This is a genomic window from Vagococcus sp., from assembly GCF_052102835.1.
Lineage (GTDB): Bacteria > Bacillota > Bacilli > Lactobacillales > Vagococcaceae > Vagococcus.
Window position 1 is genome coordinate 207,153 of the sequence record NZ_JBQEIL010000002.1, and the last position, 16,517, is coordinate 223,669.

The window sequence follows — 16,517 nt, forward strand, 5'->3', positions numbered from 1 at the left end:
TCTTGTCTTTTTTAAAATCCGTAATCTTCCTCTATTTTTGCTTGAATCAATTGAGAGGTTTCAGCCAGAGCAACGGTATCTTCAATGAGGTTGTCTATCCTGAACAGAACGTCATCATTCGTAATCTCTTGCCCGATGATATCAGTATTGTTGATAAAAACATAAGTCGGTACAATATTCGCTTTCATATAACTTAAAATCGGTTTTAATTGCGTTTCAGCAACAAGATAATGTTTGTCTGATCCAGCGGTCATCAGGATACCTACTGTTTTTTGTGCGAAAGCTTTCTGTGGTAATAAATCAAAAATATTTTTTAATGTCGCTGGAATTGAAGCTTGAAAGGTAGGGGAACCGATAAAGATAATATCTGCATTCATCATTTCGTTCGCAACAAACGCAGTTTCTCCTTCATAATCTAAATAATTCCGACCATCACTAAATTCAACATTTAATTCGGCTAAATTGATAAAGGTTGTTTGATGATTTGGATGTATTTCTTGATATTTTTTGATTAGTTTGTTCATACCAAGCAAGGTTGTTTTTCCAATGGTAGATCCGGACAAAAAAATGGTTTTCATCTGTCATTCCTCCTTATTTCGCAGTGTATTTTCGGACAGCCGGTAAGACGTGTGTACCGAGGATTTCAATGTTGCTCATGATTTTATCAAACGGCATTCCTCCAAAATCAAGTTGAGCAATGTAGCGTTGATTTCCAAAAACTTCATGTTGATAAAGTATTTTTTCAATGACTTGATTTACTTCTCCAACATTAATAATACTTTTTGGATCTCTCGCGTGAGCAAAGGCTTGTTTGGGAAAGTTTTGACCATTCGATTGAGTAAAACCATGATTAATATGTGGATAATATTCTTTTAGTGCTGTATCCATATCTTTCGCAATATGAAAAAAGCCACCTGTAGTTACGGGTAAGGTCGTTTCATCAAAGCCATTTTGTTTGGCTGATTCGCGATAAATATCAATAATTCGTTTGAAGATACTCGCCGGACCACTAAGCATAGCTAAAGTCATCGGTACCCCAGCATGTCCTGCTCGGGCGGCACTACCAGAACCACCACCAACAGCACGCCAAATAGGAAGATGCTGATTGACGGGACGTGGAATGATATGTGCATGATCTAAAGAAGCACGAAATTGTCCTTCCCAGGTCACATATTCTTCTTGATTTAATTTTAATAACAAATCAAATTTTTCTTCAAATAATTCTTCATAATGATTTAAATCATACCCAAGTAATTTAAATAAGCCAACGCGCGAAGCACGCCCACCAATTAATTCCACTCGCCCATTGGATAGTAGATCAAGAGTTGCGAAATTTTCAAAAATTCTAACAGGATCAGACGTACTAACAATGGTTGAGCCACTTGAAACTTTAATTGTATTAGTGGCTTCAACAATCGCAGCTAGGATAATAGCGTGTGCTTGAGAAACAAAACCATCTTGATGGCTTTCACCCAGAACGAAGATATCAAGCCCGGCTTGTTCTGATAAAATAGCCATCTCTTTAATTTGTTGAATTCTCTCTTGGGCACTAAGGATTTCTTTAGTAAGAGGATTCATCAAGTGATCCCCTAACGTATAAACACCAAACTCCATTCCTTTTTTAGAATCAAAAACAGGTAGGGTATTTGGATTGTGTTTAAATTGAATATTTGACATAAGGTTTCCCCTTCTTTCGTTTCTTTAAGATAATAATAATATAGCATCATTACTTACAAAAAGTAAGTAATTTGCTTGGACTCTTTCAAAAATGGGGGTTTAATAAAAGAAGTCACTGATTCACAGGATTTAAAGAAAAAACCGAAGTTTCAAAAAACGAGAAAACTCATTTTTTGAACTTCGGTTTTTTCTTTATTTATAGTGTGATAAAAAATAAATAAGTGTTTGTAACTCGTTCGTTAAATCAACGTTTTGAACCATCACATCATCAGGTGTGGTGATACGAACAGGAGTAAAGTTCATAATTCCTTTAATACCTGCTTCAATTAATTGATCAGCAATTGGTTGTGCTGCTTCCATAGGAACTGTTAAAATAGCGACTTCAATTTTTTGTTCTTTAACTTGTTGTACGAGTTCTGTTACAGGATAAACAGGGACCCCTTCTAAAATACGTCCACCGATTTCTGGGTCTGCATCAAAAGCAGCGCTGATTCTAATGCTATCACTTTGATGGAATTTATAGTTAAGTAAGGCGTGTCCGAGATTTCCGACACCAACTAAAGCAACATGCGTTAAAATATCTTCATTTAATGTTTTTCCAAAGAAGTTCATTAAACTTTCAACATCATAACCATAACCGCGTTTTCCTAATTCTCCGAAATAAGAAAAATCACGACGAATGGTAGCACTATCGACTTTAACGGCTTCACTTAATTCAGTCGATGACACTTTTTGTTTGCCTGAATCGAAGAGAAATTTTAAATAGCGATAGTACAACGGTAAACGCTTGGCTGTTGCTTTAGGGATTTCCATATCTTTCATTGAGTTATTTCCTCCCTTTATATTAAACGAAAAGTGTTTCATTATATGCTTGTATAATACTTCACGTTACTAGAATAACGGTTGCATCCATTAAAAGCAATTATGATGCTTATTTTTATAGGGTTCTAGTCTTTTTATATCCTTCGTTGCAATGAAAAATCTGTCGATTAAATAGTCATTTTTTTATATAATGTCTTTTTATTGAGTGTCCCTCGTTTTATTTGTACGAAAAGTAAGGCGAAATTTTTAAGTAAATTTAATAAATTAAACTTTAATTTGAAAAGTGAAAGCTAAGGTTTTTTAGTGTAAAGGGACAGGTGGGATTAAAAAAGGAGTGTCTCTTTTTAAGCGATGCAAAAATAAAGCTTTTATCCTATCTGATTAAAAAATATGATAAACTAAGCTCAGAATATTAAAGGTGGAGGAAACAATGATTTTATTACAAGCGAATCAAGTCGCCCGTCATTTTGGCGAGGAAGTCTTGTTTGAAAATATACAATTAGAAGTGCAGGATCGGAGTCGAATTGCGTTAGTTGGACGCAATGGTGCAGGTAAATCGACGCTTTTAAAAATAATAGCAGGCATTGATTCAGCAGATGAAGGTTCTATTTCAAAAGTTAAAAATTTAACGATGGGATATTTAGATCAACACACAGGTTTGGAATCAGACCATACTGTTTGGGAAGAAATGTTAACGGTTTTTGATGCTGTTCGTGAGATGGAAACGAAATTAAGAACGTATGAATTAAAAATTGCGGAAGCAGCATCAGGTGAGCTATCTGAAAAAGAGTATGAACAGTTGCTCAATAGCTATTCCTCATTACAACATGAGTTCGAACAAGTCAATGGCTATGGTTACGAATCTGAAATTAAGTCAGTCTTACATGGTTTTAATTTTCAAGATGATTTTTATAACCGAGTTGTGAGTACGTTATCGGGTGGTCAAAAAACAAGATTAGCATTGGCTCGTCTTTTATTAGAAAAACCGCAACTTTTAATTTTGGATGAGCCGACGAATCATTTGGATATTGAAACGTTAAGTTGGTTGGAAAGTTATCTTCAAGGTTATCGTGGCGCTCTTTTGATCGTATCCCATGACCGCTACTTTTTAGATAAAATCGTTCAGGAAGTTTATGAGTTAAGTCGACAAAAATTAATTCATTATCCAGGGAACTATAGTCGCTATCTCGATCAAAAGGATGAGCGTTTAGAGCGTGAGTGGAAAGAATTTGAGAAACAACAAGTTGAAATCGCAAAACTGGAAGATTTTGTAGCTAGAAATCTAGTGCGAGCTTCGACAACCAAACGTGCGCAGAGTCGTCGTAAACAGTTAGAAAAGATGACGCGTTTAGATCGTCCGATGGGGGATGAAAAATCGGCTAAATTTTTATTCCAAAGTGAGCGTCCTTCTGGTCGTGAAGTGCTAAGTGTGAAAGAGGCTGCGATTGGTTATGACCAAAAATCCTTGAGTGAGCCTGTTAATTTAGAACTTCGCCGTCAAGAAGCCATTGCTTTAGTAGGGCCAAATGGTGTTGGAAAATCAACGTTACTTAAAACAATTATTAAAGAAATCCCTTTGATAAGAGGGAGTATTGATTTAGGTCATCAAGTTGATATTGGGTATTACGATCAAGAACAAGCAAAATTACATTCAACACAAACTGTATTAGAGGAACTCTGGAGCGAGCATTCAAACACACCAGAAAAAGAAATCAGAACCGTTTTAGGGAGTTTTTTATTTTCGGGTGAAGATGTTAAGAAAACGATTCCTTTACTAAGTGGAGGCGAAAAAGCGCGTGTTGCTTTGGCGAAATTATCGATGAATAAAGATAACTTCTTAATTTTAGATGAGCCAACAAACCATTTGGATATTGATAGCAAAGAAGTTTTAGAAAATGCACTAATTGACTATGAAGGAACAATTTTATTTGTGTCCCATGACCGCTATTTTATTAACCGAATTGCAACGGGTGTTTTAGAATTATCCGCAGAGGGCAGTACGTTATATCATGGTGATTATGATTATTACTTAGAGAAAAAACTTGAAGAAGAGCAAGTCGCTTTGTTGACGAATCAACCTGAGGCCGAACAAGTCAAAGTGATGACGGAAACAAAACGTGAGTATAAAATGGATAAAGTCAAACAGCGCGAACGTCGGACATTAGAACGAAAAGTTGCGACTATCGAAGAAGAAATGAACCAAATTGAACTTGATTTAGAGAACGTTCAACGTGAAATGGAAAAACCTGAAAATATGGCTGATTTAGGAAAATTACAAACTTTAAATAAAGAATTGAACAATTTAACTGAAAAACAGGATCAATTATTGCAAGACTGGGAAGAAGCCTCTCTAGAATTAGAAGATTTTGAATAAATAAAAAGAGAAAGGTGAGGAATCACTTGATTTTTACTTAACAAAGAGGAGCAATGAAATGAAAAAAGAAAATTTGATTATTTTGAGTGTTTGTTTGATTTTAATGTTAGTATATCTCATCAATCAAACTATTTTTAAGATTGTTTTAGTGCTAGCAATGCTTGTTTTTGGGATTATTTTATCGATTAAAATTAGAAAATAAAGAAGAATGGTAAAGAGCATCGGTTGGAAATCAATCGGTGTTTTTTTATAATTTAATAAATTAAAGTTAAAATTATTTACTTTTAACTTTAACTTTGTTAATATATTTTTAACAAAGTTAAATTACTGGAGGAAGAACAATGGATTGGTTTATAAAATTAAGTGAGGAAGATCAACAGTTTGTTAAAGAAATTATATTGACTTCTGGTTCACTAAAAGAATTGGCGAAAGTTTATGATGTTAGCTATCCTACGGTCCGCTTACGAATGGATCGTCTGATTGAAAAAATTAATCTTTTTTCAAATAATCAAGAGAATAATTTTAGAGCGTCTGTGATGAAATTAGTGATTGATGAAAAAATTAGTCTGGAAATAGGTAAAGAAATTTTAAAAAATTATGAGAGGTTTGAGAAAGAATGAAGCAAGAAATGATACAGTTTTTAATTTGTTTAGGTGCTGGAATGATTCAGTGGGGGTTTGGCTACATAAAAAATAAATGGCTAGGTCTTGTTTTACCTGCTGGGTTTATCGGTTATTTAGTCATTTACCTACTTCCGAAATCGACGACACTGACTTTCGGTAAAATTTTGATGTTGTTCTTATTATTAGCAGTTCTGATGTTCATATTTTATATGGCTTGGCATGATGGTTCTGATGCAAAGGAGAAAAAAATAAAGAAAGATCTAGAGAAAATGGAAGCAAAAGATTTAGAAAAAAGATAGAATAAAAAAAGACCTGAAAAACTGATAAACAGTTTTCAGGTCTTTTTTTGGAAAGTACTTATTTTTTGATTATTTTTTTTAATTCTTTTTGAATCGCTAAGTTATCTGCAGCAGTACCAATTGTAATACGAAGCCAACCTGGTTTTAACCCTGCTCGAATGATAAAGCCTTTTTTAAGTAGTTCCTCAGATAACGAGAGGGTCTCTTGTTTGACCTCAAAGAAAATAAAATTAGCTTCAGAATGATAGTAGTGAAGCCCTAATTGTATTAAAAAGGCTTCCCATTTTTCACGTTCTATTTGATTAAGTTCTTGTGATTTTGCAACAAAAGCTTGATCCGCTAACGCAGTGATCGCCGCCTTTTGTGCTAAAGAATGGCTATTAAATGGCAGTCGTGTAATGTTAAAAATAGCATTGAGATCGTTAGGAACAATCGCATATCCAACACGTAACCCAGCTAAACCATAGGCTTTTGAAAAAGTACGTAAGATAACTAAATTTTCAAATTCGTTTATAAATGGCAAGCTTGTTGGCATTTTTTCTTCTGTAACATAGTCATAATAGGCTTCATCACTAATTACTAAAACATGGTTAGGGACTTTTTCTAAAAAACGCTTAATGTCTCTTTGTTTGAGGTAAGTTCCTGTTGGGTTATTGGGATTACATAACCAGATAATCTTAGTATCACTATCAATTGCAGCCAGCATTTCATTTAAATTAGTTAAACCAGTCTTTGGATCGACAGAGATTTTTTTGACGTTAGACCCTTCAATAGTCGCATGCAACCCATATTGTGGGAAAGTCGGATCAGCGACAATCACGTTGTCGCCTTCAGAAAGTAGTGAGCGTGAAATGATTTGAATAATTTCATCTAATCCGGCTCCTATTAAAAATTGTTCAGGGGTTAGTTGGTGATATTTGGCTAGAGCTTCTTTTAAAACTTTTGCTCCACCATCAGGATAGATTTGTAAATGCTCTAAGTTATCCTGTAATGTTTGTTTAACTTTAGGTGAATAACCATAAGGATTTTCATTAGAAGCTAGTTTGATAGCAGAAGTTAATCCATATTCTTTGAGGACATCTTCAATTGGTTTTCCGGGAACATAGGCGGATAAGTGTTGTAAACTTTTTTTTCTTTGCATTTTAATTAAACTCCTTTAGTTGAATGCTTCGTTCATTCTTGTGATTGCTTTTTGAAATTCTAAGATAGTTTCATCATCGGTTTCTTTTAATATTTTTTCATTTAAAAAAGTCAAGATTTCTATGTTTTTCGGGTCGATTATGCTAACAGCCCATGCAGCTGTCCCACGAATCATCGGTCGAGGGTCATCTTCAATACACTTTAAAAGATGAGGAAGGCTTGGCTTGTCACGGGCGTTGGCAAGTGCAATGATTGCATTCCGTTGTATCGGTTTTTTCCCTCGCCAAGAGCCAGCGAGATAGCCAAATTTTTCTTTGAATTCTCTATTGGAGATAGAAAGCAAGGGAATCAAAACAGGCTGAACGATTTCTGGATCTGGCTCCATTTCTTGATGAAAGTGTGAATCTTTGCCTTTGTTAAAAGGACAAACTTCTTGGCAAATATCACAACCGTAAATAATGGTTCTAATTTTAGGTCGATATTCTTCAGGCATATAGCCTTTAGTTTGCGTTTGATAAGATAAACAGCGTGTCGCATTCATGCGACCATCACCAAGTAAGGCAGACGTCGGGCAATAGTCGACACATTTAGTACAACTTCCACATTGATTTTCTTTTGGTTGATCCGCTTCAAAAGGGATATTAGTAATAATTTCGCCAAGATAAACATAAGAACCAAATTCCTCTGTAATGAGTAACCCATTTTTACCGATAAAGCCTAAACCAGCCCGTTGAGCGACAGCGACGTCAATTAACTCTCCCGTATCGACCATCGGTTTAAAGTTCAAATTCTCCTCTAAAATACATTCTGTTTTTATAAAAGTAATCAAACGTTGTAATCGGTCTTCTAAAATATGGTGGTAGTCAATACCCCAAGAGGCACGAGCAAATTTACCACGCTTTTCCCCTCTTACACTTTTGGGTCTGTTTTTGATGCGAGAGGGATAGGCTAAAGCAATTGAAATAATCGATTGAGGGTGCTCAAAAATTTTGTCAGGGTAAAGCCGTTCATCAATAACAGGATGCTCAAAACCAGTAGTATGTCCCTTTGCTTTTTGTTCTTCCAAGCTGTTTTTAAGATGGTCAAAAGGAGCTGCAGTGGTGAAACCAATTTTATCAATGCCTAATTCTTGGCTGGCAGTGATGATTTTATCTTTAAGTGATGGATACATAAAAAAACTCCTTTCTATCTTATTTACATATCTTAATTATTGAAGTGATTATCTCATAATTTAGTCATTCTTTAAAGTGAAATAGAGGAGGAGTTTGTGATGTTTATAGCTAAAAGTGAGAAATACCAGCTAATTAACTTGGTTGGAATTACTCAAAGTGAATTGAAAAAATTAGCCGAAAGTCGTTATTATTGCTGTGATTGTGGCGAAGAGGTTATTTTAAAAAAAGGGAGTTGCAAACGTGCGCACTTTGCCCATCAAAAAAATAGCCAATGCCATTATTTTTCAGAAGGAGAAACAAACGAGCATCTTGCTGGAAAAGCGCTTGTAATGGAAAATGCTCATCAATTTAAGCTAAAAGCAGAGTTGGAAGCTTACTTACCACAACTGAAACAGCGCCCAGATTGTTTACTTGAAATGACGCATGCGATTGAATTTCAATGTAGTCCCTTAAGCTATAAAAAATTATGGAAACGAACCTCTTGTTATCGAAGAAAAGGTTATCAAGTTCATTGGTTGTTAGGAGAAGCGTTGTATCCAAAATTATCTCAGCGCTATTTAACGAGGTTGCAACGTCAATTTATCGAATTCTCCCCTAGGTTAGGTTATTATCTTTGGGGGTTATCTGTTCGAAAGAAGCAATTAGTTTTATGTTATGGTATTGAGCAAAAAAAAGCGCATTGGTCTGGTCATTTTCATTATCTATCTCTAGAAAAATGGAATCTATTAAACGCTTTTCAAGAAGGAACAAATTTTACGGAAACTTGGCGAGAACGACAGCCTCTTTTAGCACAAACCAAATTAAATCGTCAATATTGGAATAGCGTAAACTATCGAGCACCTTCTTCATTATTTCAATTGCAACAATTCTTATATCAAAAAGGATTAAATTTGCGTCAGTTACCTTTAATTTATCAAGTTCCTTCACTAACCGATATTTTGTTAGGGGAAAAAGAAGTGGTTATTCGGATTTTGCTCTTTGAAAAATTGCAGTCTTCTGGCTATTTATCGTTGTTAGAGTTGGCAACAATTGATCAAGAATCTGAAATTCAAAAGATTTTAAACTCCTGTTCCTCTTTAGTCTCCCATAAAAAAATAATTGCTTTGAGTTGTTACCGTTTTTTGACTTTTTTAGAACAGGTTCATTTGGTCCGACGTGAAAATGACGATTATATTTATCAAGCTCCTCGCCTGCCTGTCGAAAGTTATCTCAAAGGAAAATTAGAAAATAAGGTGGAATTGGTACGAATCCCATTAGAATATGATATGATAAAACAGTAAAAATGAGAGAGGAGTCTTAATATGACTGAAACAAAATCACTACCAATTCGTTCGGAAGTTCCCGAGGAAAAAACATGGGATTTGACGTATATTTTTAAAGATGAAGCGAGTGTTGAAGCGGCATTTACAGCAATTAAAGCCCAAATTTCGACTGTTAAAGCTTATCAAGGAACGTTAAAAGAGGGAGCAAAAGCTTTTCAAACAGCGCTAGAAGGTACTTTAGATTTATATCGTGAAGTTGAAAAAGTTTATGTTTATTCTCACTTAAAAAATGATCAAGATACAGCTAATACGGAATATCAAGGTTTATATGCAAAAGCGAGTACACTTGCTGCACAAGCGGGCGAAGCAGTTGCTTGGTTCCAACCAGAAGTTTTAACCTTATCCGATGCCCAAATAGAAGCTTATTTTACAGAAAATGCTGACCTGGCAATTTATCGTCATTATGTTAAGCAAATGACGGATGACCGTAAACATGTGTTATCTTCGTCAGAAGAGGAATTGTTAGCTGGAGCAAGCGAAATATTTGATGCTTCAAGTAATACTTTCGCTATTTTGAACAATGCTGATTTACGTTTCCCAATTGTCAAAGATGATGAAGGTCATGAAGTTGAATTATCAAACGGTTTATATGGTCAATTGATGGAAAGTACCAATCGAGAGGTTCGTGAAGAAGCCTTTAAAGGGTTGTATCAAGTGTATTATCAATTTATCAACACTTTTGCAAGTACTCTATCGTCACATGTTAAAAAGCATAATTTTAATGCTAAAATCCGTCACTATGAATCAGCTCGTCAAGCAGCTTTAAGTAATAACCATATTCCAGAAGCTGTTTATGATACATTACTTGACGTCGTACACGAACATCTCCCTTTGTTACACCGTTATGTGGCATTGCGTAAAAAATTATTAGGTGTCAAAGAGTTACATATGTACGATATGTATACACCGATTTTAGGGGATGCTCCTATCCGTTACACTTATGAAGAAGCAAAAGAAAAGACGTTAACGGCATTGAAACCATTGGGCGAAGAATACGCTGGAATTTTAGAAGAAGCTTTTAATGAGCGTTGGATTGATATTGTTGAAAATAAAGGAAAACGTAGTGGCGCTTATTCTTCAGGGAGCTATGACACGAAACCTTATATTTTATTAAATTGGCATGAAAGTATCAATCATCTGTATACTTTAGTCCATGAATTAGGTCATAGTGTGCATAGCTATTACACTCGCAGTAATCAACCGTATGTTTATGGTGATTATTCTATCTTTTTAGCTGAGATTGCTTCAACAACGAATGAAAATATTTTAACAGAGTATCTGTTAGAAACTGAAACAAATCCGAAAGTCCGAGCTTTTGTTTTGAATCATTATTTAGATGGTTTTAAGGGAACGATTTTCCGCCAATCTCAATTTGCTGAATTTGAACACTTTATTCATACTGAAGATGCTAAAGGGGTTCCCTTAACAAGTGACTATTTAAGTCAATACTATGGCGATTTAAATGCTAAGTACTACGGCCCTTCGATTGAAAGAGATGAAGAAATTGCTTATGAATGGAGTCGTATTCCTCATTTCTATTACAATTACTATGTGTATCAATATGCGACAGGTTTCTCAGCAGCTGCGGCTTTAGCGGATAAAATAGTGGATGGTGAAGAAGGCGCTTTAGATAAATATCTAACTTACCTTAAATCAGGGAACAGTGACTATCCAATCGAAGTGATGAAACGTGCGGGAGTAGATATGACGAAGAAAGATTATATCGAATCTGCAATGTGTGTGTTTGAAGCACGTCTAAATGAATTAGAAAAATTAGTAGCTACATTTTAAATCAAAATAAAAGACGAAAACAAAACGGATCCAACTGTTTTGTTTTCGTCTTTTAATTTTTTTTCTTGTCGAAGTAAAAACCTCTAGGTAATTCTGGTCTTAGACTTAAAGTACCAGGACAGGATGATACTGCTTGGTGCTCAATTAATTCTCTAATTATCGAAGATGGAAGGTTAGCGTCAATTGAAAGTCCGTATTCATAAGGACAAAGATAATTAAAAATGACAGCTGTCGAAAAGCTAGAGACCTTCATCTCTCGAGCGATTTGTTGATCATTATTAAAAAAATCAACAACTAATTCAGATTGTCGATCTTCTTTAAAAATACTTAAATCTGCAGGCATTTTTTCAAAAATTTGGTAGGCTAAATCTTTTGAATAAGGAATATTTTGTCGCCCAACAGTATCCTGAAGTTCTAAGAGAAACTTTTTTCCTATAAACATCCCTTGAAGTTGAGCTGCCTTCACATCTAAGCACGCTGAATAAATAGATGAAAATAATTGGTTACGGTAATCCAGTCCTTTGTGCTCCAAATGATTTTCCTTAATAAAATTGTGGATAAGTTGTGGATTAATCATCGGGATCACACGAAAATGTACTTTTTGCGTTTCACTATTAATAATAGATAAAAACTTTTCTTCAATATCTAAGCAGTGTTTATCTAAAGGATTGACAAAAAGGTAGATTTCAATCAAAGTGTACCCCTCCCAAATAGATTAAATAAGTAATTTACTTCACCTCTAATTTATCAGAAAATAAGAAAATTGTGAAAGGAAAAGCCTTTAGCTGACTAGTCTTCACGCTTTTTTAACATTCTGGCAATCTTTTTTTGAGCGGGTTTAAAAGATAGCATATGTTTTTTTAAGAGGGATTTAAAAAACACTTCACCTTTAACAACGTCTGTTGTTTCAAGTTCGAGTTCATAATCGGTAAAACCATAGTAAAAGCTTTTATCTAAAACAATCAGATGTGTAGGATCTAATTGTTTTTCAAAGCGTTCTGTGGTTAGTTCACCAATCATAGGTAACTCTAAATCAGTTATATTATAATCAAGTAATGTTTTTTTATCGAACTTTTTTCTGGGAAAACACCTTGGTTTATAAAATTATCTTTTTCTTTGGTTGTTAAGCAATCAGTTACCTCTAAAAGGGTATTTTTATTATCTGTTGGCACTTTTAATGTCATTTCTTGATAGTCAGCTAGACATCGGATTCGTAAACCCATTTTATTTTTCTTTAAAAGATTTTCTTTGTTATCAAAATAATAGTTGGTTTGTTTTTTTATATTATCAGGTTGTGCCTGATAATATAAAAGCAATTTTTGATACTCTTCTTTTGTTAACATATTTTTAAATTCAATTTCAAGCTCTTTTGTCATAATTTACACCTCTCCTATATTTTAGTCATTTTTTAGAAAATTACAAATATTAACTCAAGTAACAATCCCAACTAACCTTTTAAAGCGACTTGTGTTAAAATTAGTTTTGGATATTGATGGATAAATGGAGATGATAGTGATGGATCGAGACTGGAATTTATTTTTGGCTCCTTATGAGCAAGCTGTGGCGGAATTAAAGGTTAAGTTACGAAGTATTCGTCAGCAGTATCGTGAGAATAATTTGCATACTCCGATTGAATTTGTGACCGGTCGTGTGAAGCCGATAGAGAGTATTTTAACCAAGTGTCAACAACGTCGAATTAGCCCTTTTAATTTACATGAAGAAATGTATGATATTGCTGGTTTAAGGGTAATGTGTCAGTTTGTTGAAGACATTTATGAAGTAGTGAAGCTATTGCACCAACGCAATGATTTTCGCATCATCGATGAAATGGATTACATAAAAAATACAAAAGAGAGTGGTTATCGATCTTATCACGTTGTTATTGAATATCCAGTTCAATTAATTTCAGGTGAACGTTTGATTTATGCTGAGATTCAGATTCGGACGTTATCGATGAATTTTTGGGCTACGATTGAACACTCTTTAAATTATAAGTATCAAGGTGAAATACCTGAAGAAATAAACGATCGTTTACAACTTACAGCGGAAGCAGCTTATTTACTAGATGAAGAAATGTCTAAAATACGTAGTGAGATTCAGGAAGCACAACGCTCTTTTTCTTATCGCAATCATTACGACTCTGAAAAGTTAACAGAAGTTTCACAAGTGTTTCCGGAAATAAAAGACGGAAAGGATGATTCATCAGATGAAAATTGCAATTGTAGCAAACCACGCTAAAAAATCACAAGATGTCGCTAAAGAGTTAAAAGAAAAGTTAGCTCTAGCAGGTTTTGATTTAGATTGCCAAGTCCCGTCTGTTGTGATCACCGTAGGAGGAGATGGAACCTTATTGAGTGCGTTTCATCAATATAGTCATCTTCTTGAAAGGGTTAGATTTATCGGAGTTCACACAGGGCATCTGGGATTTTATACAGACTGGCGAGATTATGAAATAGACTTACTTATCAAAAGTTTGACAGAAGAAAAACGTCAACGTGTTTCGTATCCTTTATTAGAAGTGACACTAGAATATAGCGATGAGCAACCGACAAAAACGTTGATTGCTTTAAATGAAGCGACGATTCGTAATATTGAGCGGACGATGGTTGCGGATGTTTATATCAAGGATGAATGTTTTGAAAAATATCGTGGCGATGGTTTATCGGTATCAACACCGACAGGCTCAACCGCTTACAGCAAGAGTTTAGGAGGCGCGGTGATTAATCCTAAATTAAAAGCTATCCAAATGAATGAAATCGCCTCAATCAATAATTTAGTTTATCGTTCATTAGGATCTCCTCTAATCATCGCACAAGATGAATGGATTCGGATTGATTTAAAAAGAGAAGATCATTATCAATTGCATTTAGACCACTTTGTTGAGTCACAGGTGAATTTAGTCTCTGTTACTTTCAAATTATCGAAAAAAGAAATTCATTTTGCTTCGTATCGACATACTCAGTTTTGGCGCCGAGTGAATGATGCGTTTATAGGCAAAATTGAATATAAGGATGAATAAAAAATGAGATTTACTTGGACTGTTAAAGAGGATGCGATTCTTTTAAGAGCATTTTTGAAACAAATGGGCGTTTCAAAAAAATTATTGGCAAAATTAAAATTTCAAGGTGGCACCTTATTAGTGAATCAAAAAGAACGAACCGTCCGGCATTCCCTTAGTCAAGGGGATGTGGTGAGTATTATTATTCCGGATGAAGGAGAGCATGAAACGGTGTTGCCTTATCCCTCAGCTCTTGATATTGTATATGAGGATCAACATCTTTTGATTGTTAATAAACTAGCAGGTGTCGCTTCGATACCTTCTCAGTATCATCCAAATGGCACCATGGCTAATCGGGTTAAATATTATTATAATCAAAAAAAATATGTGAACCGTGTCATTCATATTGTGACTCGTTTGGATCGAGATACGACTGGGTTGATGATTTTTGCTAAGCATGGTTTTGCCCATGCAATGATGGATAAACAATTAAGAAGTGGGGAATTACAAAAGTATTATACAGCTTTAGTAAGTGGGGAAGTGCATCTTCTTTCTGAAACGGGAAGAATCGAATTGCCAATAGGACGAGATTTACAATCAATTATCAAACGTCAAGTCACTACAGAGGGGCAATATGCTTTAACGGAGTATCAGTTAAAGCGTAGACAAGAAGAATTAGCTTTAGTTGATATTCGCTTACATACCGGAAGAACACATCAAATTAGAGTTCATTTTGAAGCAGTCGGTTGTCCACTTTTAGGAGACAGTATGTATGGTGGGGATATGACGCGTGGAATCGAACGACAAGCATTACATTGCACTCGTTTGCTACTTTTCCATCCGTTTACTCATGAATTGTTAGAATTTAATCAACCTTTACCTCCTGACATGAGCATTTTTTAAAAGTAAGAGAGGAGCTTTCCAGTGACAGAAACGGCAGAAATTGAACAACAATTTGATGGGTTGAGAGAAGTTTTAGCGAAAGAAGACATGGCAACTTTTAGGAATATTTTCTTAGAATGGCACATGTATGAAGAGGCTCAGTTTTATTTATCTTTAGATGAAAAAGAACGGCAACAACTATATCAGTATTTATCGCCACACGAGATGGCGAATCTTTTTGATGTTATTGAAGAGGAACATGAAGATATTAAAGAATTTTTATCTGAGATGCGCCCGAGTTACGCTGCTGCAATGTTGGCAGAAATGTATACAGATAATGCTGCTGATATTTTAATTCGCCTCGATAAAGCGATGGTGGCACAATTTTTAAGCACAATGAAATCAGAAAAAGTTGAAGATATTAAAGAATTACTACACTATGAGGATAAAACAGCTGGAGCGATAATGACGACAGATTATGTTGCTATTGTCGCGAATCAAACCGTTAAATCGGCAATGACGTTGTTAAAAAAAATAGCAAGAACAGCAGAAATTATTTATTATATTTATGTGATTGATGAAGCTGAAAAATTACTGGGTGTTATTTCTTTGCGTGATTTAATTGTTAGTGATCATGAGATGATGATTTCTGAAATTATGGGAGAGCGTGTCATTTCAGTTCGAGTGGGAGATGATCAAGAAAATGTTGCTAAAATGATTCGTGATTATGACTTTTTAGCGATACCAGTTGTTGATTATGAAGATTTTTTATTAGGAATTATCACGGTTGATGATATTATTGATGTGATTGATGATGAGGCTGCGAGTGATTACTCTGGATTGGCTGGAGTTGACGTTGAAGCGGTAGCAGAAACGCCACTTAAAGCATCTAGCAAACGGCTTCCTTGGTTGATTACTTTACTTTTTTTAGGTATGTTAACAGCGACGTTAATTAGTCATTATGAAGTAATGATTAGCGAAGCGAGTATTTTAGCTGTGTTTATCTCGCTAATTACAGGAACAGCCGGTAATGCTGGAACGCAATCTTTAGCGGTAGCTGTTCGTCGACTTGCGATTTCTGATGAGAGAGAATACGGTTTTGGTCGGTTAATTTTTAATGAAATTTTAACGGGAGTTTTAACAGGACTTGTCACCGGTGTCGTGATTTTTATAGTCATTGGATTTTGGAAAAATAATTTTATTTTAGGATTAGTGATTGGTATCGCAATGTTATGTGCGATTACCGTGGCTAATTTAGCAGGAAGTCTGATTCCAATGTTGATGGAAAAATTAGGATTTGATCCCGCAGTTGCTAGTGGCCCTTTTATCACAACATTAAGTGATTTAACGAGTGTTTTGATTTATTTCAATATCGCTAGTTTATTTATGCCTTTTTTTGTAGGATAAAGAAAATTAG

Annotated in this window: 18 protein-coding genes; 10 read left to right on the forward strand and 8 right to left on the reverse strand. The window is 34.9% G+C overall.

Translation table 11 applies throughout. From position 1 onward, the window contains the following. Window positions 1-11: 11 nt before the first annotated feature. The 3 genes from ACTJFD_RS03015 to ACTJFD_RS03025 form a co-directional block, all read right to left on the reverse strand. Window positions 12-578, reverse strand: coding sequence for an NADPH-dependent FMN reductase (locus tag ACTJFD_RS03015; RefSeq protein ID WP_442259620.1), 567 nt, complete (start codon window positions 576-578; stop codon window positions 12-14). Window positions 579-591: 13 nt separating this feature from the next. After that, window positions 592-1,677 carry an LLM class flavin-dependent oxidoreductase gene (locus ACTJFD_RS03020; protein ID WP_442259621.1) on the reverse strand — a complete coding sequence of 362 codons (1,086 nt, stop codon included), beginning with the start codon at window positions 1,675-1,677 and terminating at the stop codon, window positions 592-594. 192 nt (window positions 1,678-1,869) lie between these two features. After that, complete coding sequence (locus ACTJFD_RS03025; RefSeq protein ID WP_442259622.1) at window positions 1,870-2,499, reverse strand: redox-sensing transcriptional repressor Rex; 630 nt, start codon at window positions 2,497-2,499, stop codon at window positions 1,870-1,872. 430 nt (window positions 2,500-2,929) lie between these two features. On the opposite strand from ACTJFD_RS03025, the gene ACTJFD_RS03030 reads away from it, so the two are divergent. From ACTJFD_RS03030 to ACTJFD_RS03045, 4 genes are all read left to right on the forward strand, one after another. After that, a complete protein-coding gene (locus ACTJFD_RS03030) occupies window positions 2,930-4,873 on the forward strand; it encodes an ABC-F family ATP-binding cassette domain-containing protein (protein WP_442259623.1) in 1,944 nt (647 codons plus the stop codon). A 58-nt stretch (window positions 4,874-4,931) separates the two neighbouring features. After that, complete coding sequence (locus ACTJFD_RS03035) at window positions 4,932-5,075, forward strand: hypothetical protein (RefSeq protein ID WP_442259624.1); 144 nt, start codon at window positions 4,932-4,934, stop codon at window positions 5,073-5,075. Between the two features lie 139 nt (window positions 5,076-5,214). Further along, a complete protein-coding gene (locus ACTJFD_RS03040) occupies window positions 5,215-5,493 on the forward strand; it encodes a DUF2089 family protein (protein ID WP_442259625.1) in 279 nt (92 codons plus the stop codon). Further along, window positions 5,490-5,795 carry a hypothetical protein gene (locus ACTJFD_RS03045; RefSeq protein WP_442259626.1) on the forward strand — a complete coding sequence of 102 codons (306 nt, stop codon included), beginning with the start codon at window positions 5,490-5,492 and terminating at the stop codon, window positions 5,793-5,795. The genes ACTJFD_RS03040 and ACTJFD_RS03045 overlap by 4 nt, the downstream gene beginning before the upstream one ends. A 58-nt stretch (window positions 5,796-5,853) precedes the next feature. Here ACTJFD_RS03045 and hisC read toward each other — a convergent pair whose 3' ends face one another. Together hisC and queG are read right to left on the reverse strand one after the other, a co-directional pair. Next, window positions 5,854-6,936 carry a histidinol-phosphate transaminase gene (gene hisC, locus ACTJFD_RS03050; protein ID WP_442259627.1) on the reverse strand — a complete coding sequence of 361 codons (1,083 nt, stop codon included), beginning with the start codon at window positions 6,934-6,936 and terminating at the stop codon, window positions 5,854-5,856. 15 nt (window positions 6,937-6,951) lie between these two features. Continuing rightward, a complete protein-coding gene (gene queG / locus ACTJFD_RS03055) occupies window positions 6,952-8,106 on the reverse strand; it encodes a tRNA epoxyqueuosine(34) reductase QueG (RefSeq protein ID WP_442259628.1) in 1,155 nt (384 codons plus the stop codon). A 99-nt stretch (window positions 8,107-8,205) separates the two neighbouring features. On the opposite strand from queG, the gene ACTJFD_RS03060 reads away from it, so the two are divergent. Together ACTJFD_RS03060 and pepF are read left to right on the forward strand one after the other, a co-directional pair. After that, window positions 8,206-9,387, forward strand: coding sequence for a competence protein CoiA (locus ACTJFD_RS03060; RefSeq protein ID WP_442259629.1), 1,182 nt, complete (start codon window positions 8,206-8,208; stop codon window positions 9,385-9,387). A 21-nt stretch (window positions 9,388-9,408) separates the two neighbouring features. Next, window positions 9,409-11,220, forward strand: a complete 1,812-nt coding sequence (gene pepF, locus ACTJFD_RS03065) for an oligoendopeptidase F (RefSeq protein ID WP_442259630.1) — start codon at window positions 9,409-9,411, stop codon at window positions 11,218-11,220. A gap of 52 nt (window positions 11,221-11,272) precedes the next feature. Here the strand turns inward: pepF and ACTJFD_RS03070 are convergent, their stop codons facing one another. From ACTJFD_RS03070 to ACTJFD_RS03080, 3 genes are all read right to left on the reverse strand, one after another. Beyond that, window positions 11,273-11,914, reverse strand: a complete 642-nt coding sequence (locus tag ACTJFD_RS03070) for a DsbA family protein (protein WP_442259631.1) — start codon at window positions 11,912-11,914, stop codon at window positions 11,273-11,275. Between the two features lie 95 nt (window positions 11,915-12,009). After that, the gene (locus tag ACTJFD_RS03075; protein WP_442259632.1) at window positions 12,010-12,240 is read right to left on the reverse strand and encodes a hypothetical protein; all 231 of its coding nucleotides are present in this window, start codon (window positions 12,238-12,240) and stop codon (window positions 12,010-12,012) included. A gap of 17 nt (window positions 12,241-12,257) precedes the next feature. Next, window positions 12,258-12,596 (reverse strand): CYTH domain-containing protein, encoded by a 339-nt coding sequence (locus tag ACTJFD_RS03080; RefSeq protein WP_442259633.1) that lies wholly within the window; start codon window positions 12,594-12,596, stop codon window positions 12,258-12,260. Window positions 12,597-12,735: 139 nt separating this feature from the next. Between ACTJFD_RS03080 and ACTJFD_RS03085 the strand changes: the two genes are divergently transcribed. Genes ACTJFD_RS03085 through mgtE form a run of 4 tightly spaced genes read left to right on the forward strand, consistent with a single transcriptional unit; the run spans window position 12,736 to window position 16,507 of the window. Further along, window positions 12,736-13,458, forward strand: a complete 723-nt coding sequence (locus ACTJFD_RS03085; RefSeq protein ID WP_442259634.1) for a GTP pyrophosphokinase — start codon at window positions 12,736-12,738, stop codon at window positions 13,456-13,458. Further along, window positions 13,427-14,239, forward strand: a complete 813-nt coding sequence (locus ACTJFD_RS03090; RefSeq protein ID WP_442259635.1) for an NAD kinase — start codon at window positions 13,427-13,429, stop codon at window positions 14,237-14,239. Before ACTJFD_RS03085 ends, ACTJFD_RS03090 begins: the two co-directional genes overlap by 32 nt. A 3-nt stretch (window positions 14,240-14,242) precedes the next feature. Continuing rightward, on the forward strand, window positions 14,243-15,121 hold the full coding sequence (locus ACTJFD_RS03095) for an RluA family pseudouridine synthase (protein WP_442259636.1): 879 nt from the start codon (window positions 14,243-14,245) through the stop codon (window positions 15,119-15,121). Window positions 15,122-15,142: 21 nt separating this feature from the next. After that, entirely contained in the window at window positions 15,143-16,507 is a 1,365-nt protein-coding gene (mgtE, locus tag ACTJFD_RS03100; RefSeq protein ID WP_442259637.1) for a magnesium transporter, read from the forward strand. Window positions 16,508-16,517 lie beyond the last annotated feature (10 nt).

Excerpts from the sequence above, each read along its gene's own strand:
- queG (WP_442259628.1), bottom strand. The coding sequence starts at position 8,106 with ATGTATCCATCACTTAAAGATAAAATCATCACTGCCAGCCAAGAATTA.
- ACTJFD_RS03035 (WP_442259624.1), top strand. The coding sequence starts at position 4,932 with ATGAAAAAAGAAAATTTGATTATTTTGAGTGTTTGTTTGATTTTAATG.
- ACTJFD_RS03080 (WP_442259633.1), bottom strand. The coding sequence starts at position 12,596 with ATGACAAAAGAGCTTGAAATTGAATTTAAAAATATGTTAACAAAAGAA.
- ACTJFD_RS03090 (WP_442259635.1), top strand. The coding sequence starts at position 13,427 with ATGAAAATTGCAATTGTAGCAAACCACGCTAAAAAATCACAAGATGTC.
- ACTJFD_RS03015 (WP_442259620.1), bottom strand. The coding sequence starts at position 578 with ATGAAAACCATTTTTTTGTCCGGATCTACCATTGGAAAAACAACCTTG.
- ACTJFD_RS03045 (WP_442259626.1), top strand. The coding sequence starts at position 5,490 with ATGAAGCAAGAAATGATACAGTTTTTAATTTGTTTAGGTGCTGGAATG.
- ACTJFD_RS03095 (WP_442259636.1), top strand. The coding sequence starts at position 14,243 with ATGAGATTTACTTGGACTGTTAAAGAGGATGCGATTCTTTTAAGAGCA.
- ACTJFD_RS03085 (WP_442259634.1), top strand. The coding sequence starts at position 12,736 with ATGGATCGAGACTGGAATTTATTTTTGGCTCCTTATGAGCAAGCTGTG.
- ACTJFD_RS03075 (WP_442259632.1), bottom strand. The coding sequence starts at position 12,240 with ATGATTGGTGAACTAACCACAGAACGCTTTGAAAAACAATTAGATCCT.
- ACTJFD_RS03030 (WP_442259623.1), top strand. The coding sequence starts at position 2,930 with ATGATTTTATTACAAGCGAATCAAGTCGCCCGTCATTTTGGCGAGGAA.
- ACTJFD_RS03060 (WP_442259629.1), top strand. The coding sequence starts at position 8,206 with ATGTTTATAGCTAAAAGTGAGAAATACCAGCTAATTAACTTGGTTGGA.
- pepF (WP_442259630.1), top strand. The coding sequence starts at position 9,409 with ATGACTGAAACAAAATCACTACCAATTCGTTCGGAAGTTCCCGAGGAA.
- ACTJFD_RS03025 (WP_442259622.1), bottom strand. The coding sequence starts at position 2,499 with ATGAAAGATATGGAAATCCCTAAAGCAACAGCCAAGCGTTTACCGTTG.
- ACTJFD_RS03020 (WP_442259621.1), bottom strand. The coding sequence starts at position 1,677 with ATGTCAAATATTCAATTTAAACACAATCCAAATACCCTACCTGTTTTT.
- ACTJFD_RS03040 (WP_442259625.1), top strand. The coding sequence starts at position 5,215 with ATGGATTGGTTTATAAAATTAAGTGAGGAAGATCAACAGTTTGTTAAA.
- hisC (WP_442259627.1), bottom strand. The coding sequence starts at position 6,936 with ATGCAAAGAAAAAAAAGTTTACAACACTTATCCGCCTATGTTCCCGGA.